Raw genomic sequence first — 23943 nt, 5'->3', positions numbered from 1 at the left:
TAGTTCAGTTGGTTAGAATACCTGCCTGTCACGCAGGGGGTCGCGGGTTCGAGTCCCGTCCGTTCCGCCACTTATTAGAAAATTAAGCCTGCTACCAAGCAGGCTTAATGATAAGAAAATTTAGGGGCGTAGCTCAGTTGGTAGAGCACCGGTCTCCAAAACCGGGTGTCGCGAGTTCGAGTCTCTCCGCCCCTGCCAGAAATAATCCTTAGCATTTTTGCTAAGGATTTTTTTTTACCTGCAATTTGAATCGTGCCTTCCTGCTGTTTTACTCCCGGCATCCTTGCCTATATTTTCTTTAATTTTCCAGAATATTCGTTCTTAGCAGATCGCAAATTAGTCCATTTTTATCGCTGTTTTGCAGCCAAACTGCATATAAAGGACGTGAAAGCGTTGTACTGTCGGTAACCGTATGGAGATCGCTTTTGGTTTTGGCCCAGTTGACGGGAAGCCAGCTAAAGCCCTTAATCACTGAAAGTTGCTGCCTGGCCAATTCTGCCGAACTGGTGGTGAGTACCGGCACTTCATCTCCCGCTATTAGTCCCGCTTCGTGTTGTTGAAAATCGGGTCCCCATTCCAGGCGTAAATAATTCAGCTCATCTTTGGTTTGCGACGGAGAGCTGCAATAGAGCGCCAGCGTGAAATATCCCAACAGTTGGCTGCTAAATTCGTCCATTTTGGGTGTTTCGGTAGTAATCAGTAGATCAAGCTGTCGTTCATGAAGCTGTTTTACTAACGATTGGCGTTGAGCGATCCTCGCTTCAAACTGCAGGCTGGATTGTGGCTCCTGAGATTGATACAAACGCTTCAACCAGTCATTAAGCATGCACTCCCAGAGAGATGCGCTGGCACCGATAGAAAACTCGTTATGCCGCGAGGTATTCGCGACTTCCTTACGTGCTGCCTGCCACGTATTCATCAACGTTTCGGCGTAAGGCAATAATTTTTCACCTGCAGCGGTTAAACGGATATTGTTTCTGTGTCGGGTGAACAGGTTTACACCCAATTGATTTTCCAGTTGTCTGATCCGGAAACTAACCGCTGATTGGGTCAGGTAGAGTGCTTCAGCAGCCCTGCCAAAGTGGCGTGTCCGGCTAACTTCCAGGAAAGTTTTTAACAATTCCGTATCCACAACTCGCTCCATAAAATTATTTGTCGTTATGATTTAAATCTTTTGTTTGACGCTCTGTCAAGCGTAACTAATACTCCGCGCCATAAATAGCTCGGCCAAAGAATTAGGAGCGTGCAGGATGGCGGAAAGCTTTACGACGACTAATCGATATTTCGATAATAAATATTATCCCCGCGGATTCTCCCGTCATGGTGATTTCACCATTAAAGAAGCACAACTGCTTGAGCGTCACGGTTATGCTTTCAACGAGCTGGATCTGGGCAAGCGTGAGCCGGTAACTGAAGAAGAAAAACTGTTTGTTGCGGTATGCCGTGGTGAACGTGAGCCGGTTACCGAAGCTGAACGTGTGTGGTCTAAATACATGACGCGTATTAAGCGTCCAAAACGCTTCCACACCTTATCGGGTGGGAAACCTCAGGTGGAAGGCGCAGAAGACTACACCGAATCTGATGATTAATAAAAAAAGGGCGAAAGCCCTTTTTTTATGTCAGTAGTTTCTGCAGATGAATGAGTAACCTGTCTATCGCTCGGTACCCAACGGCCTCCTGTAAATGCTGGCGAGAGATGTGATCACATTGTTCGATATCCGCAATCGTTCGAGCGACCTTAATCAGGCGTAGCCAGGCGCGGATAGACAATCCGAGATGCGCGAGCGTTTCTTCAAGCCACTGTGCATCGTCGCTACGCAGTAGGCAGTATTTATGGATATCCTGACTGTCCAGATGTGCGTTTAACTTATTTTGCCGCTGATACTGACGCTCTCGCGCTGCCATAACACGTTGCTTCACCGTTGCGCTATTTTCCCCTTTCATCGCGCTCTGGCTGAGTATACCGGGCGGCGGTAAGGGAATTTCGAGGGAGAGGTCGAAGCGGTCAAGAAATGGACCTGACAATCGATTTAGGTAGCGCAGCGTCTGTTCTGGGGTACAGCGGTTATGGTTTCCCTGATAATGGCCCGTCGGGCTTGGATTCATCGCAGCTATGAGTTGAAAGCGTGCGGGATAGGTTATTTTTGCTCTGGTGCGAGATAGATGGATCTGCCCGGACTCGATGGGTTCGCGCAGTGCATCCAGCGTACGCCGCTCAAACTCGGGTAGTTCATCCAGAAACAGTATGCCGTTGTGCGCCAAAGAGATCTCTCCTGGCGCAGGAATAGAGCCTCCACCGACCATGGCGGTTAATGAAGCACTGTGATGTGGCGAGCGAAAAGGGCGTTGCTTCCACTGTTTTTGTATCGTGTCGGAATGGATCAGACTGAGTATCGCGGCACTTTCCAGCGCTTCATCGTTGCTAAGTGGAGGGAGCAGCCCTCTGAGTCGACTGGCTAGCATAGTCTTTCCCGTACCAGGCGGGCCGATGAGCAAGAGGTTGTGGCCGCCTGCTGCTGTAAGCTCCAGCCCGCGTTTACCCTGTTCCTGGCCGATAACATCGCTCAGATCATCAGCTAATGCGTTAGGCGTAAAATCTGCGGATGATGGCCTGTCTAAATCATGCTTACCTTCGAGAAATGCGCATACGGTCTGCAGGTGATCGGCGATCAGGCACCCTTCGCCGTGTATCAGTCCAACTTCAGCGGCATTCTCTTTTGCGACAATAATTCGCCTGCCTGCACGAATGGCCTCGGTTGCGCTTGATATCGCGCCGGGAACGCCGCGTAGCGCGCCTGTAAGCGCTAATTCACCTACTAGCTCGTAGGTGTCGAGATTGTTGGGTGTAAGCTGCTCAGAAGCGGCCAGAAGCGCAACAGCGATAGGTAAATCATATCGCCCCCCTTCTTTCGGGAGATCGGCCGGAGCGAGGTTTATAGTTATCTTCTTTGCCGGGAATTCATAACCGCTATTAATAATCGCACTGCGTACCCGATCGCGAGCCTCTTTCACCGTCGTTTCGGGCAGCCCCACCATGGTTAAACCAGGCAGGCCGTTGCTGATATGTACCTCGATGGTAATGGCTGGCGCATTCACGCCTAGCGCGGCGCGTGTGTGAACAATCGATAGTGACATAATTCCTCCTGATAAAAGTATTATGTCGTAATACATCGCGGCAAGATTTCATATAATTGCGGTTTTTAGATGCTGATTCCTGTATTTTTGCGCAACGTATAACTGCTTACATTAAGCCTGGAATGACGCCCGCAAATGCTTTTGAATGGTGTTTGTATTGGGGATCGGGTTACCGAGGATCGCCTGAAGCGTGAAATATTTTCATTTTTGATTTTTTTGTATAAAAAACAACGGTATTTATCTAAACCGTTAACGACGTCAGAAAAACGAATAAAAAAATATCTTGTGTCATTTGCAAATTCTATGGTAACTCTTTAGGTATTCCTTCGAACAAGATGCAAGAAAATACAAAAATGACAGCCCTTCTACGAGTGATTAGCCTGGTCGTGATTAGCGTGGTGGTGATTATTATCCCACCGTGCGGGGCTGCACTTGGACGAGGAAAGGCTTAGAAAACAAGCCTTAACGAACTAAGACCCCCGCACCGAAAGGTCCGGGGGTTTTTTTTGACCTTAAAAACATACACGAGGAGCAGAAAGTGAACGGTAGCATAAAATTCTGTTTCTCAAGATTTACGGCGGGGATGTAACTATGAATGGGGCACAGTGGGTGGTACATGCGTTGCGTGCACAAGGGGTTCAAACCGTCTTTGGTTATCCTGGTGGCGCAATTATGCCGGTTTACGATGCGTTGTATGACGGCGGCGTAGAGCACCTGTTGTGCCGACACGAGCAGGGTGCGGCAATGGCGGCGATTGGCTATGCCCGTGCGACCGGTAAAACCGGCGTTTGTATCGCTACCTCCGGCCCTGGCGCAACCAACCTGATCACGGGCCTTGCCGATGCGCTGTTAGATTCTGTTCCAGTGGTGGCGATCACCGGTCAGGTGGCATCACCTTTCATCGGAACAGATGCGTTCCAGGAAGTGGACGTGCTGGGGATGTCTCTGTCCTGCACCAAACACAGCTTCCTGGTACAGTCACTCGAAGAGTTGCCGCGTATCATGGCTGAGGCTTTCGCCGTGGCGAATTCCGGTCGTCCGGGTCCGGTTCTGGTTGATATCCCGAAAGACATCCAATTAGCCAGCGGTACGCTGGAGCCATATTTTACGACCGTCGAAAACGTAGAGACGTTTCCGCACGCTGACGTTGAGCAGGCACGTAATATGCTGGCGCAGGCGCAAAAGCCCATCCTGTACGTAGGTGGTGGCGTAGGTATGGCGCAGGCGGTCCCGGCCCTGCGTGAATTTATCGCGGTAACCCAAATGCCGGTCGCCTGCACGCTGAAAGGTCTGGGCGCAGTAGATGCTGACTACCCGTACTATTTGGGGATGTTGGGAATGCACGGTACTAAAGCCGCGAATTTTGCGGTGCAAGAGTGCGATTTACTGATTGCGGTTGGCGCACGTTTTGATGACCGGGTGACTGGCAAGCTGAATACCTTCGCACCGAACGCCAGCGTAATCCACATGGATATCGACCCGGCGGAAATGAACAAACTGCGCCAGGCACACGTAGCGCTGCAGGGGGATTTAAATTCTCTTCTGCCAGCATTACAGCAATTGATGAAGATTGACGAATGGCGTCAGCACAGCGCTGAACTGCGCGCAGAACATACCTGGCGCTACGACCATCCGGGGGAAGCTATCTATGCGCCACTGTTGTTAAAGCAGTTATCCGATCGCAAACCTGCGGATAGCGTAGTGACAACGGATGTGGGCCAGCATCAGATGTGGTCGGCACAGCATATGACCTACACTCGCCCTGAAAATTTCATCACGTCGAGCGGTCTGGGGACGATGGGCTTTGGCCTGCCAGCAGCGGTTGGCGCGCAGGTTGCTCGCCCGAATGATACGGTAATCTGTATCTCCGGTGACGGTTCCTTCATGATGAATGTACAGGAATTGGGCACCGTAAAACGCAAGCAGTTGCCGCTGAAGATAGTTTTACTCGACAACCAGCGGTTAGGCATGGTGCGACAATGGCAGCAGCTGTTTTTCCAGGAACGTTATAGCGAAACCACCCTTACCGATAACCCCGATTTCCTCATGTTGGCCAGAGCCTTCGGCATTCCTGGTCAACACATCACCCGTAAAGACCAGGTTGAAGCGGCACTCGACACCATGCTGAACAGCGAGGGGCCATACTTGCTTCATGTCTCAATCGACGAACTTGAGAATGTCTGGCCTCTGGTGCCACCTGGCGCCAGTAACTCAGAAATGCTGGAGAAATTATCATGATGCAACATCAGGTCGCCGTTGAGGCTCGTTTCAATCCGGAAACGTTAGAACGTGTTTTACGCGTGGTACGCCATCGTGGTTTTCAGGTGTGCTCCATGAATATGGAAGCCGCCAGCGATGCGCAGAATATAAATATCGAATTGACCGTTGCCAGCCCCCGGTCGGTCGACTTACTGTTTAGTCAGTTAAGTAAACTGGTAGATGTTGCACATGTTGCTATCTGCCAGAGCACAACCACATCACAACAAATCCGCGCCTGAGCGCAAAAGGAAGAAAAATGACGACGAAAAAAGCTGATTACATTTGGTCTAATGGCGAGATGATTCGTTGGGAAGACGCGAAGGTCCACGTGATGTCCCACGCGCTGCACTACGGAACTTCTGTATTTGAAGGGATCCGTTGCTACGATTCTCACAAAGGGCCGGTAGTGTTCCGTCATCGCGAACATATGCAGCGTCTGCGTGATTCAGCCAAGATCTATCGTTTTCCCGTTTCTCAGAGCGTTGATGAGCTGATGGAAGCTTGCCGTGAGGTGATTCGTAAAAACAACCTGACCAGCGCCTATATCCGTCCGCTGGTGTTTGTTGGCGACGTAGGGATGGGCGTTAACCCGCCTGCGGGATACACCACTGATGTGATAATCGCCGCGTTCCCATGGGGGGCTTACCTCGGTGCTGAAGCGCTGGAGCAGGGGATCGACGCGATGGTTTCTTCCTGGAACCGCGTTGCGCCGAACACGATTCCTACCGCTGCTAAAGCAGGTGGTAACTATCTGTCTTCGCTGCTGGTGGGTAGTGAAGCGCGTCGTCATGGCTACCAGGAAGGCATTGCGCTGGATGTGAATGGCTACATCTCCGAAGGCGCGGGCGAAAACCTGTTTGAAGTAAAAGACGGCATTCTGTTTACCCCGCCGTTTACCTCTTCCGCGCTGCCGGGTATCACCCGTGACGCGATCATTAAGCTGGCGAAAGATCTCGATATCGAAGTGCGTGAGCAGGTGTTGTCTCGTGAATCGCTGTACCTGGCCGACGAAGTGTTCATGTCCGGTACCGCGGCCGAAATCACCCCAGTACGCAGCGTCGATGGTATTCAGGTGGGCGAAGGCCGCTGCGGTCCGGTCACCAAACGCATCCAGCAGGCCTTCTTTGGCCTCTTCACCGGTGAAACGGAAGATAAATACGGCTGGTTGGATTCAGTAAACCAATAACAAAATTAATATTTCCCCAAAATAGTTCACGTTGCAGGAAGCCGGCAACGCAGCGAGCCCCAGGAGCTTACTTTAGTAGGTGACTGGGGGGAGCGAGGCAGCCCTCAGCTGCGGCGTGAAATATGCAGGGGAAAGACAGACGGGAGTTAATCAAGCATGCCTAAGTATCGTTCTGCTACCACCACCCACGGCCGCAATATGGCGGGTGCCCGCGCACTGTGGCGCGCCACCGGGATGACCGATGATGACTTCGGTAAACCGATTATCGCTGTGGTGAACTCCTTTACCCAGTTTGTGCCGGGCCACGTCCACCTGCGCGATCTCGGTAAGCTGGTTGCCGAACAAATCGAAGCCTCAGGCGGCGTGGCGAAAGAGTTCAACACCATCGCCGTGGATGATGGTATCGCCATGGGTCATGGCGGCATGCTTTATTCACTGCCGTCGCGTGAGCTGATCGCCGATTCAGTGGAATATATGGTTAACGCCCACTGCGCCGATGCGATGGTCTGCATCTCTAACTGCGATAAAATCACCCCCGGGATGTTAATGGCCTCTCTGCGGCTAAACATTCCGGTGATCTTTGTTTCCGGCGGCCCAATGGAAGCCGGGAAAACCAAGCTCTCTGACCAAATCATCAAGCTTGATCTGGTTGATGCGATGATTCAGGGCGCAGACCCGAAAGTCTCAGACTCGCAGAGCGAGCAGGTTGAACGTTCGGCCTGTCCGACCTGCGGCTCGTGCTCCGGGATGTTCACCGCCAACTCGATGAACTGCCTGACCGAAGCGCTGGGTCTGTCGCAGCCGGGTAACGGTTCGCTGTTGGCGACTCATGCCGACCGTAAAGAGCTGTTCCTCAACGCAGGTAAACGCATCGTTGAGCTGACCAAACGCTACTACGAGCAGGATGACGCTTCAGCCCTGCCGCGCAACATTGCCAGCAAGGCGGCGTTTGAGAACGCCATGACGCTGGATATTGCGATGGGCGGTTCCACCAACACCGTTCTGCACTTGCTGGCGGCTGCGCAGGAAGCGGAAATCGACTTCACCATGAGTGATATTGATAAGTTGTCCCGCAAAGTCCCGCAGCTGTGTAAAGTTGCGCCGAGTACGCAGAAATACCATATGGAAGACGTGCACCGCGCGGGCGGCGTACTGGGCATTTTAGGCGAGCTGGATCGCGCCGGGCTTCTGAACCGCGACGTGAAAAACGTGCTGGGACTGACTCTGCCGCAAACGCTCGATAGTTATGACGTTATGCTGACCAAAGACGACGCGGTGAAAAAAATGTTCCGCGCAGGTCCGGCTGGCATCCGTACCACCCAGGCGTTCTCGCAGGATTGTCGTTGGGACACCCTGGATGATGACCGCGCAGAAGGTTGCATTCGCTCGTTGGAACATGCTTACAGCAAAGACGGCGGCCTGGCTGTCTTGTACGGTAACTTCGCGGAAAACGGCTGTATCGTAAAAACTGCTGGTGTGGATGACAGCATCCTGAAATTTACCGGCCCGGCAAAAGTGTATGAAAGCCAGGACGATGCGGTTGAAGCTATCCTCGGCGGTAAAGTGGTTGCTGGCGACGTGGTGGTGATTCGCTACGAAGGGCCGAAGGGCGGGCCAGGCATGCAGGAAATGCTCTACCCAACCACCTTCCTGAAATCGATGGGTCTCGGTAAGGCCTGCGCGCTGATTACCGACGGTCGTTTCTCCGGCGGTACTTCAGGGCTTTCCATTGGTCACGTTTCTCCTGAAGCGGCCAGCGGCGGTAATATCGCAATTATCGAAGATGGCGACATGATTGCTATCGATATCCCGAATCGTGGCATTCAACTGCAACTGAGCGATGCGGAAATCGCTGCGCGCCGTGAAGCGCAAGAAGCTCGTGGTGACAAAGCCTGGACGCCAAAAGATCGTCAGCGTCAGGTCTCCTTTGCGCTGCGCGCTTACGCCAGCCTGGCAACCAGCGCCGACAAAGGTGCGGTGCGCGATAAGTCGAAACTAGGGGGATAATGACCATGGCGGATTCTCAACCCCTCTCCGGCGCTCCAGAAGGCGCCGAGTATCTCAGAGCAGTGCTGCGTGCGCCGGTATACGAAGCGGCGCAGGTCACACCGCTACAAAAAATGGAAAAACTCTCTTCGCGCCTCGACAACGTGATCCTGGTGAAGCGCGAAGACCGTCAACCCGTTCACAGCTTCAAGCTGCGCGGTGCCTATGCCATGATGGCCGGTCTGACCGAAGAGCAAAAAGCGCATGGCGTAATCACCGCATCGGCAGGTAATCATGCTCAGGGCGTAGCTTTCTCTTCTGCGCGATTAGGCGTGAAGGCACTGATTGTCATGCCTACGGCTACCGCCGATATCAAAGTCGATGCCGTTCGCGGTTTCGGTGGTGAAGTACTGCTACACGGCGCGAATTTTGATGAAGCCAAAGCCAAAGCGATTGAGCTGTCGCAGCAGCAGGGTTTTACCTGGGTTCCTCCGTTCGACCATCCGATGGTGATTGCCGGGCAGGGCACGCTGGCACTGGAGTTATTGCAGCAGGATGCCCACCTTGATCGTGTATTCGTGCCGGTGGGCGGTGGCGGATTAGCGGCAGGCGTGGCGGTGCTGATCAAACAGCTGATGCCGCAGATCAAAGTGATTGCCGTTGAAGCTGAAGACTCAGCCTGCCTGAAAGCGGCGCTGGATGCCGGTCAACCGGTCGATCTTCCGCGCGTTGGCCTCTTTGCTGAAGGCGTGGCGGTGAAACGTATCGGCGACGAAACCTTCCGTTTGTGCCAGGAGTATCTCGACGACATCATCACTGTCGATAGCGACGCTATCTGCGCGGCAATGAAAGATCTGTTCGAGGATGTGCGTGCGGTGGCGGAACCATCCGGTGCGCTGGCGCTGGCGGGGATGAAAAAGTACATTGCCCAGCACAACATTCGTGGCGAACGTTTGGCGCATATCCTTTCCGGCGCTAACGTTAACTTCCATGGCCTGCGCTACGTTTCCGAACGTTGCGAGCTGGGCGAACAGCGCGAAGCGTTGCTGGCAGTAACTATTCCGGAAGAAAAGGGTAGCTTCCTGAAGTTTTGCCAGCTGTTGGGAGGACGCTCGGTTACCGAGTTTAACTACCGATTTGCTGATGCGAAAGATGCCTGTATTTTTGTTGGCGTCCGTCTGAGCCGTGGGCTGGAAGAGCGTAAGGAAATCCTCCAGTTGCTTAATGAGGGCGGCTACAGCGTAGTGGATTTGTCCGACGATGAAATGGCGAAGCTGCACGTGCGCTACATGGTCGGTGGGCGCCCGTCGAAACCCTTGCAGGAGCGGCTGTACAGCTTCGAATTCCCGGAATCTCCGGGGGCGTTGCTCAAATTCCTGCATACCCTGGGGACGCACTGGAATATTTCGTTGTTCCACTATCGTAGTCACGGAACCGATTATGGTCGCGTACTGGCGGCGTTTGAGTTGGGTGAGCACGAGCCTGATTTCGAAACGCGACTGAACGAACTGGGTTATGACTGTCACGATGAAACGCATAACCCGGCGTTCAGGTTCTTCCTGGCGGGTTAGCGGTAGCCATTAAAAAAGGGTTCATGTAAAAACATGAACCCTTTTTGCAACTGTATCAGCAGATTACAGCGTGATGACTTCGAATTCGACTTCGGTGTTTACATCCGCATCGTAATCCACTTCGTCGAGACCAAAACCGAACAGATTCAGGAATTCCTGCTTGTATCCTGCATAGTCCGTTTTTTGCGCCAGGTTTTCGGTGGTGATCAGCGGCCACAGATCGCGGCATGCCTGCTGAATGTCTTCACGCAGTTCCCAGTCATCCATACGGATACGCTGGTTGTCATCAAGCGCCACTTTATCGCCGTACAGGCTGGTGGTCATCAGACGGTTGATCTGCTCGATGCAGCCTTCATGAATGCCCTGTTCTTTCATCAGCTTGAAGACCATGGAGATGTACAGCGGCATCACCGGAATCGCAGAAGAGGCCTGCGTGATAACGGATTTCAGTACAGCAACGTTAGCGGAACCGTTCAGCGGAGCCAGTTGATTACGCAGCGCGCCTGCCGCGCGGTCGAGATCTTCTTTTGCTTTGCCCAGCGCGCCGTGCCAGTAGATTGGCCAGGTAAGGTCAGTACCGATGTAGGAGTAGGCAACGGTTTTCACGCCGTCAGCCAGCACGCCTGCTTCACTCAGCGCGCCCATCCACAGTTCCCAGTCTTCGCCGCCCATAACGGTGACGGTGTTCTGAACTTCTTCTTCGGTTGCCGGCTCAATGCTGGCGGTTATGATCTGATCTTTGTTGGTATCGATCGCTTTAGAGGTATAAACCTCACCGATTGGCTTCAGCGCAGAACGGACGATTTCACCGGTTTTCGGCATTTTACGTACCGGAGATGCCAGTGAGTAAACCACCAGGTCAATCTGACCCAGGTCTTCTTTGATCAGTTTGATAACTTCGTCGCGACACTCGTCGGAGAACGCGTCGCCGTTGATACTTTTGGAATACAGACCTTCACGTTTTGCGGCCTCATCGAAGGCTGCAGAGTTATACCAGCCCGCGGAACCTGGCTTGGTTTCCGTGCCTGGTTTTTCGAAAAATACGCCGATAGTGGCGGCTCCGCTGCCAAACGCGGCGGAAATTCTGGAAGCAAGGCCGTAACCGGTGGAAGCACCGATGACCAGCACGCGGGAAGGGCCGTTAGCGATTTTCCCGTTTTTCTTCACATAATCGATCTGTTTTTCCACATTGACTTTGCAGCCAGTCGGATGGGTCGTTGTACAGATGAATCCACGAATTTTTGGTTTGATTATCATAATGATGGCTAATTAAGTTTGTATTTTCGCTGTCAAGTGCGCAATGACACCGTCTGTTCTGGCTTGCTAAACGTGATGGTTAACAAGCCCCCCACATCTATTATGGCACGGGACATTATACAGAAAAGGAGTGCCAATACTGAATCTACCACTGATTTTAGACCTGACGCTGGCGCTACTCGGCGGATTTACGCTCCAGAACAATCTTCCAGAACGCGTCGATCAGCGGCTCATGCAGCCGTTTTTTCGGCGCGCAGACGCCCAGCTCGAACGGCGTTTTTTCGTCGCTGCGTTCTAAAATCATCACGCGATTCCGTACCGGCTCCGGGCTGTTTTCCAGCACCACTTCCGGCAGCAGCGCCACGCCGCAACCCAGCGCCACCATCGAGACCATCGCTTCGTGCCCCCCCACGGTGGCGTAAATCGATGGGTTGCTGATTTTGTGACGGCGGAACCACAACTCGATGCGGCGGCGTACCGGCCCCTGGTCGGCCATGATAAACGGCACCGTCGACCAGTCTGGTTTATCGACCGAAACCTGATTCCGTACCGGGCAAGGCAATGCTGGTGCGATCAACACTACCGTTAAATTCTCCAGCATCGAGAATGCCACAGCACCGGGCAGCGTCTCTGGCTTACCTGCTATTGCCAGATCGGCCTCTCCGGTGACCACTTTGTCCATCGCATCAGCGGCATCGCCGGTGGTGAGCTTAATTTCAACCGAGGGGTGCTCGGCGCGAAAGCGGTCGAGAATTGGCGGCAGGTGGCTGTAGGCGGCGGTAACCGAGCAGAAGATATGCAGCTCGCCCGACAGCGACGGTCCCTGTTGATCGAGGGTGTGGCGCAATTGTTGATACTGCAACAGCGTCTGCTGGGCAAACACTCGCAGCTCTTCGCCTGCTTCGGTCAGCGTGACCGTACGGTTATCGCGCACAAACAGCGCCTGGCCGAGATCTTCTTCCAGCCGTTGGATCTGGCGTGAGAGTGTGGAGGGGCTGACGTGCATTGCCCGCGCACTGCGGCCAAAGTGGCGGCTTTCCGCCAGATGCAGGAACATTTTCAGATCGCGTAAATCCACGGACGAGCCTCCGATTTTCTACGTTGCAGATATTGCAATGTGATGTTGTGAATATATCAATTTCCGCAATAAATTTCCTGTTGTAATGTGGGTTCATTCTCGCTGAAACGCGAACCGAACAATAAGACAGTACAACATCACGAGGTATCACCATGGCTAACTACTTTAATACACTGAACCTGCGTCAGCAGCTGGCGCAGCTGGGCAAATGTCGCTTTATGGGGCGCGACGAATTCGCCGATGGCGCAAGCTACCTTCAGGGTAAAAAAGTGGTCATCGTCGGGTGCGGTGCTCAGGGGCTTAACCAAGGCCTGAACATGCGCGACTCCGGTCTGGATATCTCCTACGCCCTGCGTAAAGAAGCGATTGCTGAGAAGCGCGCTTCCTGGCGCAAAGCGACCGAAAATGGCTTCAAAGTAGGTACCTACGAAGAGCTGATCCCGCAGGCGGATCTGGTGGTTAACCTGACCCCGGACAAACAGCACTCCGACGTTGTACGTTCCGTACAGCCGCTGATGAAAGACGGCGCGGCGCTGGGCTACTCCCACGGTTTCAACATCGTCGAAGTGGGCGAGCAGATCCGTAAAGATATCACTGTGGTGATGGTTGCGCCGAAGTGTCCGGGTACCGAAGTGCGTGAAGAGTACAAACGTGGTTTTGGTGTTCCAACCCTGATCGCCGTTCACCCGGAAAACGATCCGAAAGGCGAAGGCATGGCGATTGCCAAAGCATGGGCTGCGGCCACTGGCGGTCACCGTGCAGGCGTGCTGGAATCGTCCTTCGTTGCGGAAGTGAAATCTGACCTGATGGGCGAGCAGACAATTCTGTGCGGTATGCTGCAGGCTGGCTCTCTGCTGTGCTTCGACAAGCTGGTGGAAGAGGGTACTGACCCGGCTTACGCCGAAAAACTGATTCAGTTCGGCTGGGAAACCATCACCGAAGCGCTGAAGCAGGGCGGTATCACCCTGATGATGGATCGTCTGTCTAACCCAGCGAAACTGCGTGCTTATGCGCTGTCCGAACAGCTGAAAGAGATCATGGCGCCGCTGTTCCAGAAACACATGGATGACATCATCTCCGGCGAATTCTCTTCAGGCATGATGGCTGACTGGGCCAACGACGATAAGAAACTGCTGACCTGGCGTGAAGAGACCGGCAAAACCGCGTTCGAAACCGCGCTGCAGTTTGAAGGTAAAATTGGCGAGCAGGAGTACTTCGATAAAGGCGTGCTGATGATCGCGATGGTGAAGGCTGGCGTTGAGCTGGCGTTTGAAACCATGGTGGATTCCGGCATCATCGAAGAGTCTGCTTACTACGAATCACTGCACGAACTGCCGCTGATCGCGAACACCATCGCCCGTAAGCGCCTGTACGAAATGAACGTTGTCATTTCCGATACCGCAGAATACGGTAACTACCTGTTCTCTTACGCGTGCGTACCGCTGCTGAAAGAGTTCATGACTACCCTGCAAACCGGGGATCTGGGCAAAGCGATTGCCGAAGGTGCGGTAGACAACGCGCAGCTGCGCGACGTAAACGATGCTATTCGCAGCCATGCTATCGAGAAAGTGGGCCAGAAACTGCGTGGCTATATGACTGATATGAAACGTATTGCTGTAGCTGGCTAAGAGGCTGCCATTCGGCAAAAAAAGCCCGGTGGTTGAACACACCGGGCTTTTTATTAGTTACGGTACAGCACTTTAATGATGTGATAACCGAACTGAGTGTGCAGTGGGCCGGTTGGCTCCAGCACCGGGCAGGAGAACACCACTTTATCAAACGCCGGAACCATCTGGCCCTGACGGAATTCGCCTAAATCGCCGCCGCGTTTGCCCGACGGGCAGATAGAGTGTTTCTTCGCCAGTTTACCAAAATCGGCGCCATTTTTGATTTGTTCCAGAAGATCGAGAGCCAGTTTCTCTTCTTTAACAAGGATATGCACTGCTGATGCTGTTTTTGCCATGGTTTGTGCTCTGAGTTGAGTGATAAATCAGGGCGCAATAGTAGCATGTAATCCATGGTCTTCGGCGATGGGCTATGACCGATCCCCCTGGCGTCACTTTCTGCTACAATCCACATCCCCGTGTTTACAGATTGAGCAATCCTCTATGCGTTTGAACCCCGGACAACAACAAGCCGTCGAATTCGTCACCGGACCTTGCCTGGTGCTGGCGGGAGCGGGTTCCGGTAAGACGCGTGTTATCACAAACAAAATCGCACATCTGATCCGTGAATGTGGCTATCAGGCACGACATATTGCGGCAGTAACCTTTACCAATAAGGCTGCGCGTGAGATGAAAGAGCGTGTGGCGCAAACGTTGGGTCGTAAAGAAGCGCGCGGGTTGATGATCTCTACTTTCCACACTCTGGGACTGGATGTCATTAAGCGTGAATACGCCGCGCTGGGGATGAAGTCGAACTTCTCGTTATTTGATGATACTGACCAGGTGGCCCTGCTTAAGGAATTGACCGAAGGGCTAATTGAAGACGATAAGCTTATCCTTCAACAGTTGATTTCAACGATCTCCAACTGGAAAAACGATCTGATGACCCCAGCGCAGGCGGCAGCCAGTGCAAAGGGTGAACGCGATCGTATTTTTGCCCACTGCTATGGTCTGTATGACGCGCATATGAAGGCGTGTAACGTCCTCGATTTTGACGATCTGATCCTGCTCCCCACGCTGCTGTTGCAGCGCAATGAAGAGGTACGTGAGCGTTGGCAAAACCGAATCCGCTACCTGCTGGTGGATGAATATCAGGATACCAACACCAGCCAGTACGAGTTGGTGAAGTTGCTGGTGGGGAAACGCGCGCGCTTTACCGTCGTGGGTGATGACGATCAGTCGATCTACTCCTGGCGCGGTGCACGTCCGCAGAACCTGGTACTGTTAAGCAAAGATTTTCCGGCGCTGCAGGTGGTGAAGCTGGAGCAAAACTATCGCTCATCAGGGCGTATCCTGAAGGCGGCGAACATCCTTATTGCTAACAACCCACACGTCTTTGAAAAACGGCTCTTTTCTGAGCTGGGCTACGGCGCTGAGCTGAAGGTGTTGAGTGCGAATAATGAAGAGCACGAAGCAGAACGCGTGACCGGGGAGCTGATTGCCCATCACTTTGTGAACAAGACGCAGTATAAAGATTACGCCATCCTGTATCGTGGTAATCATCAGTCGCGAGTGTTCGAAAAGTTTCTGATGCAAAACCGCATCCCGTACAAAATTTCCGGCGGGACGTCGTTCTTCTCACGTCCGGAGATTAAAGATCTGCTGGCCTATCTGCGCGTGCTCAGCAACCCGGATGATGACAGTGCATTTTTGCGCATCGTAAATACGCCAAAGCGTGAAATCGGTCCGGCCACGCTGCAAAAGTTGGGGGAATGGGCGATGACGCGTAATAAAAGCCTGTTTACCGCCAGCTTTGATATGGGACTTAGCCAGACGCTAACCGGGCGCGGATATGATTCTCTGACCCGCTTTACGCACTGGCTGGGTGAAATTCAACGTCTGGCGGAGCGCGAGCCGGTTGCCGCCGTACGCGATCTGATCCACGGCATTGATTACGAATCCTGGCTGTATGAAACCTCGCCGAGCCCGAAAGCGGCCGAAATGCGTATGAAAAACGTCAACACGCTGTTCAGCTGGATGACGGAGATGCTGGAAGGTAGTGAGCTGGAAGAGCCAATGACCCTGACTCAGGTCGTTACCCGCTTTACCCTGCGCGACATGATGGAGCGCGGAGAGAGCGAAGAAGAGTTGGATCAGGTGCAGTTGATGACGCTGCATGCTTCAAAAGGACTGGAGTTCCCGTACGTATTTATGGTGGGAATGGAAGAAGGATTTTTGCCGCACCAGAGCAGCATCGATGAAGATAACATCGACGAAGAGCGTCGTCTGGCTTACGTCGGGATTACACGTGCGCAGAAAGAACTTATCTTCACGCTGTGTAAAGAGCGCCGCCAGTACGGTGAACTGGTTCGACCGGAACCGAGCCGTTTCCTGTTGGAACTACCACAAGATGACGTTATCTGGGAACAGGAGCGTAAAGTGGTGAGTGCCGAGGAGCGGATGCAAAAAGGGCAGGCCAGCATTGCCAATATTCGGGCGATGATGGCGAAAGCCAAAGAGAAATAGGTATTTTGTAGGCCGGATAAGCGTAAGCGCTATCCGGCAGCCAGCATCTAATGCACTTCCAGCGGCCAGTGGACATAGCTTTGCCACTGTATTTCCTGATCGATTAACTCTGTACCTAATGGATGATGTTCCAGCCAGCCTTCCGGTAGCGTTAACGTCAGATTCTCATCCTGAGCTTGCAGGGTGATATGTGGCACTAAATCGTCGCGACGGCGAGCGGCGAAAATGATCGCCAGGCGTAGCAAACGGCAAAGGTGCTCAGCGATGCGTGGTGGCACAGCGTTTTGCTGGTGGAGTGAAGAGAGATCGACCGGATTAGTTTGGTTGAGCAACAGCGTGGCTAACAGTTTTTTCTGCGCGGGAGTAAAGCCCGGGAGATCGAGATTACGTACCAGCCAGGCGGCATGCAGTGGCGCCTGCTTATATTCTACGCTCAGTCCTATTTCATGCAACTGACAGGCACTTTGCAGCAGTTCACGACAAATGGCTTCAAGATGCCACTCATCTTTCACCTGTTCGAGTAAATGTACAGCCAATTGCGTGACGCGATTCGCCTGATCGGTGTCGACCATAAATCGACGCTGAATATTACGCAGCGTACGGCTGCGAATGTCCTGATCAACCGGCAAGTGCAGCATTCCGTAGACCAGACCTTCGCGTAGTGCGCCGCCGGCCAGTGTCATGCATTGAATATTCAGTTCGGTGAAAATGGCGATCAGAATGGCCAGTCCGCTGGGAAAAACCAGTGCGCGTTCCAGCGTTAACCCTTCTATTTCCAGCTCTTCCAGACGACCACAATGAATGGCGCGCTGTTTAAGCTGCTGAAGCTTGGCCAACGTAATGCGCTCATCCATGCCTTGCGCCATCATGATTTCCTGTAACGCCTGGACGGTGCCAGAGGCACCAACGCAAACTTTCCAGCCATGAAAACGCAGTTTGTCGGCGACCGGGCGCAGAACTTCGCGAGCCGCTTTCTCTGCTTCGTCAAAGTTTTCCTGTGCCAGATTACGATTGGTGAAATACCTTTCGAGCCAGGTGACGCAGCCCATTGACAGGCTGAACAGAGAGGTGGTTTGCGCGCCGGAGCCGGTAACCAGTTCAGTACTGGCACCGCCAATATCAACGACCAGACGCTGATCGGCGCCGCCGGTGGTGTGGGCAACACCTTGATAAATCAGCCGCGCTTCTTCTTCGCCGCTGATGACCTGGACAGGACAGCCGAGGATCTCTTGCGCTTTGGCGATAAACTCATCGGCGTTTACCGCGATGCGTAATGTTGCCGTGGCGACCACGCGGATTTGCGGCTGAGGGATATCCTGCAGACGTTCAGCAAACAGGCGCAGGCATTGCCAGCCGCGCTCCATAGCTTCAGCGGAAAGAACGTTGTCGCTGTTGAGGCCAGCGGCCAGACGCACCTTGCGTTTAATACGCGTGAGTGTCTGAATGCTTCCCGCCACCTCGCGTACAACCAGCATATGAAAACTATTCGAGCCTAAATCAATTGCGGCGTACAGCGAAGTGGTTGTGAGCATATCTAACGTTAACCTGAACGACGACGATTACGCGGAGCACCACCGGTACGGCGTGGGCCATTGCCTGTGCGCGGACGCGTTAAGCGTAACGGCTTCGGCAGATCGGTCATCAGCGCATCCGGGTTGTACTTGCTGACCGGGATCGAGTGACCGATATAGGTCTCGATTGCTGGTAAATTCAGCGCGTATTCTTCACAGGCCAGGCTGATAGAGTGACCGCTTGCACCGGCGCGACCGGTACGACCGATACGGTGAACGTAATCTTCACAGTCATCCGGCAGGTCATAGTTAAATACGTGCGTTACGGCTGGGATATGCAGACCACGCGCGGCGACATCCGTCGCAACGAGAATGTCGAGATCGCCACGGGTGAACTCATCAAGGATACGCAGACGTTTTTTCTGCGCCACGTCACCGGTCAGCAGACCGACGCGATGACCGTCAGCGGCAAGACTACCCCAGATATCTTCACAACGATGCTTGGTGTTAGCAAAGACGATGGCGCGATCTGGCCACTCTTCTTCAATCAGCGTTTGCAGCAAACGCATTTTCTCTTCGTTGGAAGGATAGAAGAGCTCTTCTTTAATACGGTGACCTGTCTTCTGTTCCGGTTCGACTTCAACGTACTCGGCGTTATTCATCTGTTCGAACGCCAGTTCGCGAACGCGGTAAGAGAGGGTTGCAGAAAACAGCATGTTCAGACGTTGGGTGGTTGGCGGCATACGACGGAACAGCCAACGGATATCTTTGATAAAGCCCAGATCGTACATACGATCGGCTTCATCCAGCACCACGACCTGAATCGCGCCCAGGTTAATGTGGTTCTGTTTTGCATAGTCGATGAGACGACCGGTCGTGCCGATAAGAATATCGACGCCGCTTTCCAGCACTTTCAGCTGTTTGTCGTAACCGTCGCCGCCATAAGCCAGGCCTAATTTCAAACCGGTGGTCTGTGCCAGCGGCTCGGCGTCAGCGTGGATCTGCACGGCTAACTCACGCGTTGGCGCCATAATTAACGCACGCGGTTGGTTCACCTTGCGATCGGCAATCGCGGGATGAGAGAGAAGATAATGAAACGTTGACGTCAGGAACGCCATCGTTTTTCCGGTACCGGTTTGCGCCTGCCCTGCAACATCACGACCTGCCAGCGTTAGCGGCAGCGCGAGGGCCTGAATGGGCGTGCAGTTATGAAAGCCTTTATTTTCAAGGGCTTCTATCACCTTTGGGTGCAGGGCGAAGTCGGAAAACTTCTGTTCTGTTAAATGTGTTTTGCTCATAGTGTGGTAGAATATCAGCTTACTATTGCTTTACGAAAGCGTATCCGGTGAAATAAAGTCAACCTTTAGTTGGTTAATGCTACATCAACACGTCGTTGATTAAGAGTACACCAACGCACCAGGCTTATTCCTGTGGAGTTAATATGAGCGATAAAATTATTCACCTGACTGACGACAGTTTTGACACGGATGTACTCAAAGCGGACGGAGCTATCCTCGTTGATTTCTGGGCAGAGTGGTGCGGTCCGTGCAAAATGATCGCTCCAATTCTGGATGAAATCGCTGACGAATATCAGGGCAAATTGACGGTTGCTAAACTGAACATTGACCAAAACCCAGGCACCGCGCCGAAGTATGGTATCCGTGGCATCCCGACCCTGCTGCTGTTTAAAAACGGCGAAGTTGCGGCGACTAAAGTCGGCGCACTATCCAAAGGTCAGTTGAAAGAATTCCTCGACGCTAATTTAGCGTAAGGAAGTCTCATGATCGGGCGACCATACTTCGAAATGATTCGGATGACTGGACGCCCGACTTGAGTCGTGCTAAGTTAGTGTTGACTTCGTATTAAACATACCTTATTAAGTTTGAATCTAGTTATATCCAATACTTCCCGTTGTTTCTCGCGCGAGAAGTGGACAGATTCCTGGCTTGTCACTCAATCCGTCTTGTCGTTTCAGTTCTGCGTACTTTCCTGTGACCAGACAGCGAACAGACATGAGTTGATGGCCGTAAACAGGCATGGATGACCCTGCCATACCATTCACAACATTAAGTTCGAGATTTACCCCAAGTTTAAGAACTCACACCATTATGAATCTTACCGAATTAAAGAATACGCCGGTTTCTGAGCTGATCACTCTCGGCGAAAATATGGGCCTTGAAAACCTGGCTCGTATGCGCAAGCAGGACATTATTTTTGCCATCCTGAAGCAGCACGCAAAGAGTGGCGAAGATATCTTTGGTGACGGTGTGCTGGAGATATTGCAGGATGGATTTGGTTTCCTCCGCTCTGCAGACAGCTCCTACCTCGCCGGTCCTGATGACATCTACGTTTCTCCCAGCCAAATCCGCCGTTTCAACCTCCGCACTGGTGATACCATCTCTGGTAAGATTCGCCCGCCGAAAGAAGGTGAACGCTACTTTGCGCTGTTGAAAGTTAACGAAGTTAACTACGACAAACCAGAAAACGCCCGTAACAAAATCCTCTTTGAGAACTTAACACCGCTGCACGCAAACTCTCGTCTGCGTATGGAACGTGGTAACGGTTCTACTGAAGACTTAACGGCGCGTGTACTGGATCTGGCATCACCGATCGGTCGTGGCCAACGTGGTCTGATTGTTGCTCCGCCGAAAGCAGGTAAAACCATGCTGCTGCAGAACATCGCGCAGAGCATTGCTTACAACCATCCGGACTGCGTGCTGATGGTGCTGCTGATTGACGAACGTCCGGAAGAAGTTACCGAGATGCAGCGTCTGGTGAAAGGTGAAGTGGTTGCGTCTACCTTTGACGAACCAGCCTCCCGCCACGTTCAGGTTGCGGAAATGGTTATCGAGAAGGCGAAACGTCTGGTTGAACACAAGAAAGACGTTATCATTCTGCTCGATTCCATCACCCGTCTGGCGCGTGCTTACAACACCGTGGTTCCGGCTTCCGGTAAAGTTTTGACCGGTGGTGTTGATGCCAACGCCTTGCATCGTCCGAAGCGTTTCTTCGGTGCGGCGCGTAACGTGGAAGAGGGCGGTAGCCTGACCATCATCGCGACTGCGCTGATCGATACCGGCTCTAAAATGGATGAAGTTATCTACGAAGAGTTTAAAGGTACCGGCAACATGGAACTGCATCTCTCTCGTAAGATTGCTGAAAAACGCGTCTTCCCGGCTATCGACTACAACCGTTCCGGTACCCGTAAAGAAGAGCTGCTCACCACCCAGGAAGAGCTGCAGAAAATGTGGATCCTGCGCAAAATCATCCATCCGATGGGTGAAATTGATGCCATGGAATTCCTCATTAACAAGCTGGCGATGACCAAGACTAATGACGACTTCTTCGACATGATGAAACGTTCGTAATTCAGGTCTCATCCGAAAACGCCACGTTTTTACGTGGCGTTTTGCTTTTGTGGCTGTAATCTTAACGACACAATAACGATAATACGGTATGACATACCGCATGGCGAAGAAGGGTTGAAATTCGTATTTTGTGGTTGCTAATCATATAGAACCACCTGATATGGAGCTGATATTGAGTCGGGTTTCTCTTCTGAATAATTGGCTGGATGGTTATACTTCGTGTATTGATATTCTCTGAGAGCATGTATAGTGAATTTATTGACAGCAAGTACTGATCTCATCAGTATTTTTTTATTCACAACGCTGTTTCTTTTCTTTGCCCGCAAGGTCGCGAAAAAGATTGGATTGGTGGATAAACCCAACTTCCGCAAACGTCATCAGGGACTGATTCCGCTGGTTGGGGGGATTTCGGTTTACGCAGGCATTTGCTTTACGTTTCTTATCGCCGATTACTATATCCCGCATGCTACTCTCTACCTGGGTTGTGCTGGTGTACTGGTGTTTATAGGTGCCCTGGACGATCGTTTTGATATCAGTGTAAAAATCCGCGCAACCATCCAGGCCCTTATCGGCATCATTATGATGACGGTGGGTAAACTCTATCTGCTAAGCCTTGGCTATATTTTCGGCCCCTGGGAGATGGTGCTCGGTCCTTTTGGATATTTCCTTACCCTGTTTGCCGTCTGGGCGGCAATAAACGCCTTCAATATGGTGGATGGGATTGATGGTCTGTTGGGTGGATTATCTAGCGTGTCATTCGCCGCTATGGGGCTTATCCTGTGGTTCGATGGTCAAACAAGCCTGGCCATCTGGTGTTTTGCCATGATCGCCGCCATTCTGCCTTACATCCTGCTGAATCTGGGTATTCTCGGACGCCGCTATAAAGTTTTTATGGGGGATGCGGGCAGTACGCTGATTGGCTTCACGGTGATTTGGATCCTGCTGGAGACTACCCAGGGGCCAACGCATCCTATCAGCCCGGTCACCGCTTTGTGGATTATTGCCATTCCGTTAATGGATATGGTGGCAATTATGTATCGTCGCTTACGCAAGGGCATGAGCCCTTTCTCCCCGGATCGCCAACATATTCACCATTTAATCATGCGCGCCGGATTTACCTCCCGACAGGCTTTTGTCCTGATTACCCTGGCTGCAGCTATTCTGGCATCTATTGGCGTGCTGGCTGAATATTCTCGCATTGTCCCGGAGTGGGTGATGTTGGTGTTTTTTTTACTGGCGTTTGTCTTGTACGACATCTGTATTAAACGGGCCTGGAAGGTAGCGAGATTTATCAAACGTTTGAAGCGCAAGTTGCGTAGAAACCGTGAAAGTAAACCAGACTTAACCAAATAAATTGAGGGTACGATGAGACAACCATTACCGGGGGAAGATGCCGTGAGCGCTGAAAATGAACTGGATATCCGTGGGTTGTTTCGTACCTTGTGGTCAGGGAAGGTGTGGATCGTCGGTATGGCTCTCGCCTTCGCGATAGCGGCCCTCGCCTATACGTTTTTTGCGCGTCAGGAGTGGAGCGCCACGGCGATTACGGACAGGCCAACGGTCAATATGTTGGGTGGCTTTTACTCTCAACAACAGTTTTTACGCAACCTGGATATTAAGGCCAGTCTTGCGTCCACGGACCAACCGTCAGTAATGGATGAGGCCTATAAAGAATTCATTATGCAGCTTGCCTCCTGGGATACACGCCGAGAATTCTGGCAGCAGACTGATTACTATAAGCAGCGTATGGTCGGTAATAGCAAAGCCGATGCGGCGATGCTGGATGAACTGATCAATAACATTCAGTTTTTGCCTGGCGATGCGCTGCGTAATACCAATGACAGCGTGAAGCTGATTGCCGAGACGGCTCCTGATGCCAACAATTTGCTGCGCCAGTACGTCGCGTTTGCCAGCCAACGCGCGGCACGTCATCTGAACGATGAGTTAAAAGGCGCATGGGCTGCACGCACTGTGCAGATGAAAGCGCAGGTTAAACGTCAGGAAGAAGTGGCAAAATCCATTTTCTCTCGACGCGTCCACAGCATTGAACAAGCGCTTAAAATTGCTGAGCAGCATAATATTTCGCGTACTTCCACAGATGTTCCAGCTGATGAATTGCCGGATTCAGAATTGTTCTTACTCGGACGTCCTATGTTGCAGGCGCGACTCGAGAATCTGCAGTCAATTGGTCCGGATTTCGATCTGGACTATTTCCAGAACAGGGCAATGCTGAACACCCTGAACGTTGGACCAACTTTAGATCCGCGTTTTCAGACCTATCGTTATTTGAGAACGCCGGAAGAGCCGGTAAAACGTGACAGCCCTCGTCGCGCCTTCCTGATGATTATGTGGGGTATCGTTGGGGCTCTGATCGGTGCTGGTGTCGCGTTAACCCGTCGCCGTACGATTTAGCAATGCCGTTGCAGTGAGGGGCTGGGCTCTCACTGCCAATCCGAAGAGAA

21 protein-coding genes and 1 tRNA gene are annotated in these 23943 nt (G+C 52.4%); 15 read left to right on the top strand and 7 right to left on the bottom strand.

Annotated features, from left to right (window positions below):
• Positions 1-122 precede the first annotated feature (122 nt).
• Positions 123-198, top strand: a tRNA-Trp gene (locus tag N0B36_RS22610).
• Between the two features lie 100 nt (positions 199-298).
• Here N0B36_RS22610 and hdfR read toward each other — a convergent pair.
• Positions 299-1144: an HTH-type transcriptional regulator HdfR gene (gene hdfR, locus N0B36_RS22605; protein ID WP_094761725.1), complete on the bottom strand. Its 846-nt coding sequence runs from the start codon at positions 1142-1144 to the stop codon at positions 299-301.
• A 106-nt stretch (positions 1145-1250) separates the two neighbouring features.
• On the opposite strand from hdfR, the gene maoP reads away from it, so the two are divergent.
• Positions 1251-1589 (top strand): macrodomain Ori organization protein MaoP, encoded by a 339-nt coding sequence (gene maoP / locus N0B36_RS22600; protein WP_003018025.1) that lies wholly within the window; start codon positions 1251-1253, stop codon positions 1587-1589.
• Between the two features lie 25 nt (positions 1590-1614).
• On the opposite strand, the gene N0B36_RS22595 is transcribed toward maoP, so the two are convergent.
• Positions 1615-3135, bottom strand: coding sequence for a YifB family Mg chelatase-like AAA ATPase (locus N0B36_RS22595; RefSeq protein ID WP_204566433.1), 1521 nt, complete (start codon positions 3133-3135; stop codon positions 1615-1617).
• Between the two features lie 353 nt (positions 3136-3488).
• Here N0B36_RS22595 and ilvL point away from each other — a divergent pair, with 353 nt between their 5' ends.
• From ilvL to ilvA, 6 genes are all read left to right on the top strand, one after another.
• On the top strand, positions 3489-3587 hold the full coding sequence (gene ilvL / locus N0B36_RS22590; protein WP_001311244.1) for an ilv operon leader peptide: 99 nt from the start codon (positions 3489-3491) through the stop codon (positions 3585-3587).
• A 139-nt stretch (positions 3588-3726) separates the two neighbouring features.
• Positions 3727-5373 (top strand): acetolactate synthase 2 catalytic subunit, encoded by a 1647-nt coding sequence (gene ilvG / locus N0B36_RS22585; protein ID WP_047499578.1) that lies wholly within the window; start codon positions 3727-3729, stop codon positions 5371-5373.
• Positions 5370-5633 carry an acetolactate synthase 2 small subunit gene (ilvM, locus tag N0B36_RS22580; RefSeq protein ID WP_003018017.1) on the top strand — a complete coding sequence of 88 codons (264 nt, stop codon included), beginning with the start codon at positions 5370-5372 and terminating at the stop codon, positions 5631-5633. Before ilvG ends, ilvM begins: the two co-directional genes overlap by 4 nt.
• A gap of 17 nt (positions 5634-5650) precedes the next feature.
• Positions 5651-6580: a branched-chain amino acid transaminase gene (locus N0B36_RS22575; protein WP_003829030.1), complete on the top strand. Its 930-nt coding sequence runs from the start codon at positions 5651-5653 to the stop codon at positions 6578-6580.
• Between the two features lie 156 nt (positions 6581-6736).
• Positions 6737-8587, top strand: coding sequence for a dihydroxy-acid dehydratase (gene ilvD / locus N0B36_RS22570; protein WP_016157832.1), 1851 nt, complete (start codon positions 6737-6739; stop codon positions 8585-8587).
• A gap of 5 nt (positions 8588-8592) precedes the next feature.
• Entirely contained in the window at positions 8593-10137 is a 1545-nt protein-coding gene (gene ilvA, locus N0B36_RS22565; protein WP_016157833.1) for a threonine ammonia-lyase, biosynthetic, read from the top strand.
• Positions 10138-10200: 63 nt separating this feature from the next.
• Here ilvA and fabV read toward each other — a convergent pair whose 3' ends face one another.
• Positions 10201-11394: an enoyl-ACP reductase FabV gene (fabV, locus tag N0B36_RS22560; RefSeq protein ID WP_016155101.1), complete on the bottom strand. Its 1194-nt coding sequence runs from the start codon at positions 11392-11394 to the stop codon at positions 10201-10203.
• 175 nt (positions 11395-11569) lie between these two features.
• Entirely contained in the window at positions 11570-12472 is a 903-nt protein-coding gene (ilvY, locus tag N0B36_RS22555; protein ID WP_016155102.1) for an HTH-type transcriptional activator IlvY, read from the bottom strand.
• Positions 12473-12624: 152 nt separating this feature from the next.
• Here ilvY and ilvC point away from each other — a divergent pair, with 152 nt between their 5' ends.
• Positions 12625-14100 (top strand): ketol-acid reductoisomerase, encoded by a 1476-nt coding sequence (gene ilvC, locus N0B36_RS22550; protein WP_259689230.1) that lies wholly within the window; start codon positions 12625-12627, stop codon positions 14098-14100.
• Positions 14101-14153: 53 nt separating this feature from the next.
• On the opposite strand, the gene ppiC is transcribed toward ilvC, so the two are convergent.
• Positions 14154-14435, bottom strand: a complete 282-nt coding sequence (gene ppiC / locus N0B36_RS22545; protein ID WP_016155104.1) for a peptidylprolyl isomerase PpiC — start codon at positions 14433-14435, stop codon at positions 14154-14156.
• 145 nt (positions 14436-14580) lie between these two features.
• Between ppiC and rep the strand changes: the two genes are divergently transcribed.
• The gene (gene rep / locus N0B36_RS22540; protein ID WP_016157836.1) at positions 14581-16602 is read left to right on the top strand and encodes a DNA helicase Rep; all 2022 of its coding nucleotides are present in this window, start codon (positions 14581-14583) and stop codon (positions 16600-16602) included.
• Positions 16603-16649: 47 nt separating this feature from the next.
• Here the strand turns inward: rep and gppA are convergent, their stop codons facing one another.
• On the bottom strand, positions 16650-18134 hold the full coding sequence (gene gppA / locus N0B36_RS22535) for a guanosine-5'-triphosphate,3'-diphosphate diphosphatase (RefSeq protein ID WP_181636113.1): 1485 nt from the start codon (positions 18132-18134) through the stop codon (positions 16650-16652).
• A gap of 8 nt (positions 18135-18142) precedes the next feature.
• On the bottom strand, positions 18143-19411 hold the full coding sequence (gene rhlB / locus N0B36_RS22530; protein WP_003829013.1) for an ATP-dependent RNA helicase RhlB: 1269 nt from the start codon (positions 19409-19411) through the stop codon (positions 18143-18145).
• A gap of 143 nt (positions 19412-19554) precedes the next feature.
• On the opposite strand from rhlB, the gene trxA reads away from it, so the two are divergent.
• From trxA to wzzE, 5 genes are all read left to right on the top strand, one after another.
• The gene (gene trxA, locus N0B36_RS22525; RefSeq protein ID WP_001280776.1) at positions 19555-19884 is read left to right on the top strand and encodes a thioredoxin TrxA; all 330 of its coding nucleotides are present in this window, start codon (positions 19555-19557) and stop codon (positions 19882-19884) included.
• 130 nt (positions 19885-20014) lie between these two features.
• Positions 20015-20134, top strand: a complete 120-nt coding sequence (locus N0B36_RS22520) for a rho operon leader peptide (RefSeq protein WP_049259789.1) — start codon at positions 20015-20017, stop codon at positions 20132-20134.
• Positions 20135-20221: 87 nt separating this feature from the next.
• Entirely contained in the window at positions 20222-21481 is a 1260-nt protein-coding gene (rho, locus tag N0B36_RS22515) for a transcription termination factor Rho (protein WP_002437993.1), read from the top strand.
• A 249-nt stretch (positions 21482-21730) separates the two neighbouring features.
• Positions 21731-22834: a UDP-N-acetylglucosamine--undecaprenyl-phosphate N-acetylglucosaminephosphotransferase gene (wecA, locus tag N0B36_RS22510; RefSeq protein ID WP_053389656.1), complete on the top strand. Its 1104-nt coding sequence runs from the start codon at positions 21731-21733 to the stop codon at positions 22832-22834.
• 12 nt (positions 22835-22846) lie between these two features.
• Positions 22847-23893, top strand: a complete 1047-nt coding sequence (gene wzzE / locus N0B36_RS22505; protein WP_016155108.1) for an ECA polysaccharide chain length modulation protein — start codon at positions 22847-22849, stop codon at positions 23891-23893.
• Positions 23894-23943 lie beyond the last annotated feature (50 nt).

The sequence above is a fragment of the Citrobacter sp. XY323 genome, from assembly GCF_025106035.1.
GTDB classification, from domain to species: Bacteria; Pseudomonadota; Gammaproteobacteria; order Enterobacterales; family Enterobacteriaceae; genus Citrobacter; species Citrobacter braakii.
The sequence above is the reverse complement of the archived record's forward strand: the minus strand, read 5'-3'. Positions and strand labels throughout refer to the sequence as shown.

Coding starts and splice junctions, on each gene's coding strand:
- hdfR (WP_094761725.1), bottom strand. CDS start 1,144: ATGGAGCGAGTTGTGGATACGGAATTGTTAAAAACTTTCCTGGAAGTT.
- maoP (WP_003018025.1), top strand. CDS start 1,251: ATGGCGGAAAGCTTTACGACGACTAATCGATATTTCGATAATAAATAT.
- N0B36_RS22595 (WP_204566433.1), bottom strand. CDS start 3,135: ATGTCACTATCGATTGTTCACACACGCGCCGCGCTAGGCGTGAATGCG.
- ilvL (WP_001311244.1), top strand. CDS start 3,489: ATGACAGCCCTTCTACGAGTGATTAGCCTGGTCGTGATTAGCGTGGTG.
- ilvG (WP_047499578.1), top strand. CDS start 3,727: ATGAATGGGGCACAGTGGGTGGTACATGCGTTGCGTGCACAAGGGGTT.
- ilvM (WP_003018017.1), top strand. CDS start 5,370: ATGATGCAACATCAGGTCGCCGTTGAGGCTCGTTTCAATCCGGAAACG.
- N0B36_RS22575 (WP_003829030.1), top strand. CDS start 5,651: ATGACGACGAAAAAAGCTGATTACATTTGGTCTAATGGCGAGATGATT.
- ilvD (WP_016157832.1), top strand. CDS start 6,737: ATGCCTAAGTATCGTTCTGCTACCACCACCCACGGCCGCAATATGGCG.
- ilvA (WP_016157833.1), top strand. CDS start 8,593: ATGGCGGATTCTCAACCCCTCTCCGGCGCTCCAGAAGGCGCCGAGTAT.
- fabV (WP_016155101.1), bottom strand. CDS start 11,394: ATGATAATCAAACCAAAAATTCGTGGATTCATCTGTACAACGACCCAT.
- ilvC (WP_259689230.1), top strand. CDS start 12,625: ATGGCTAACTACTTTAATACACTGAACCTGCGTCAGCAGCTGGCGCAG.
- ppiC (WP_016155104.1), bottom strand. CDS start 14,435: ATGGCAAAAACAGCATCAGCAGTGCATATCCTTGTTAAAGAAGAGAAA.
- rep (WP_016157836.1), top strand. CDS start 14,581: ATGCGTTTGAACCCCGGACAACAACAAGCCGTCGAATTCGTCACCGGA.
- gppA (WP_181636113.1), bottom strand. CDS start 18,134: ATGCTCACAACCACTTCGCTGTACGCCGCAATTGATTTAGGCTCGAAT.
- rhlB (WP_003829013.1), bottom strand. CDS start 19,411: ATGAGCAAAACACATTTAACAGAACAGAAGTTTTCCGACTTCGCCCTG.
- trxA (WP_001280776.1), top strand. CDS start 19,555: ATGAGCGATAAAATTATTCACCTGACTGACGACAGTTTTGACACGGAT.
- rho (WP_002437993.1), top strand. CDS start 20,222: ATGAATCTTACCGAATTAAAGAATACGCCGGTTTCTGAGCTGATCACT.
- wzzE (WP_016155108.1), top strand. CDS start 22,847: ATGAGACAACCATTACCGGGGGAAGATGCCGTGAGCGCTGAAAATGAA.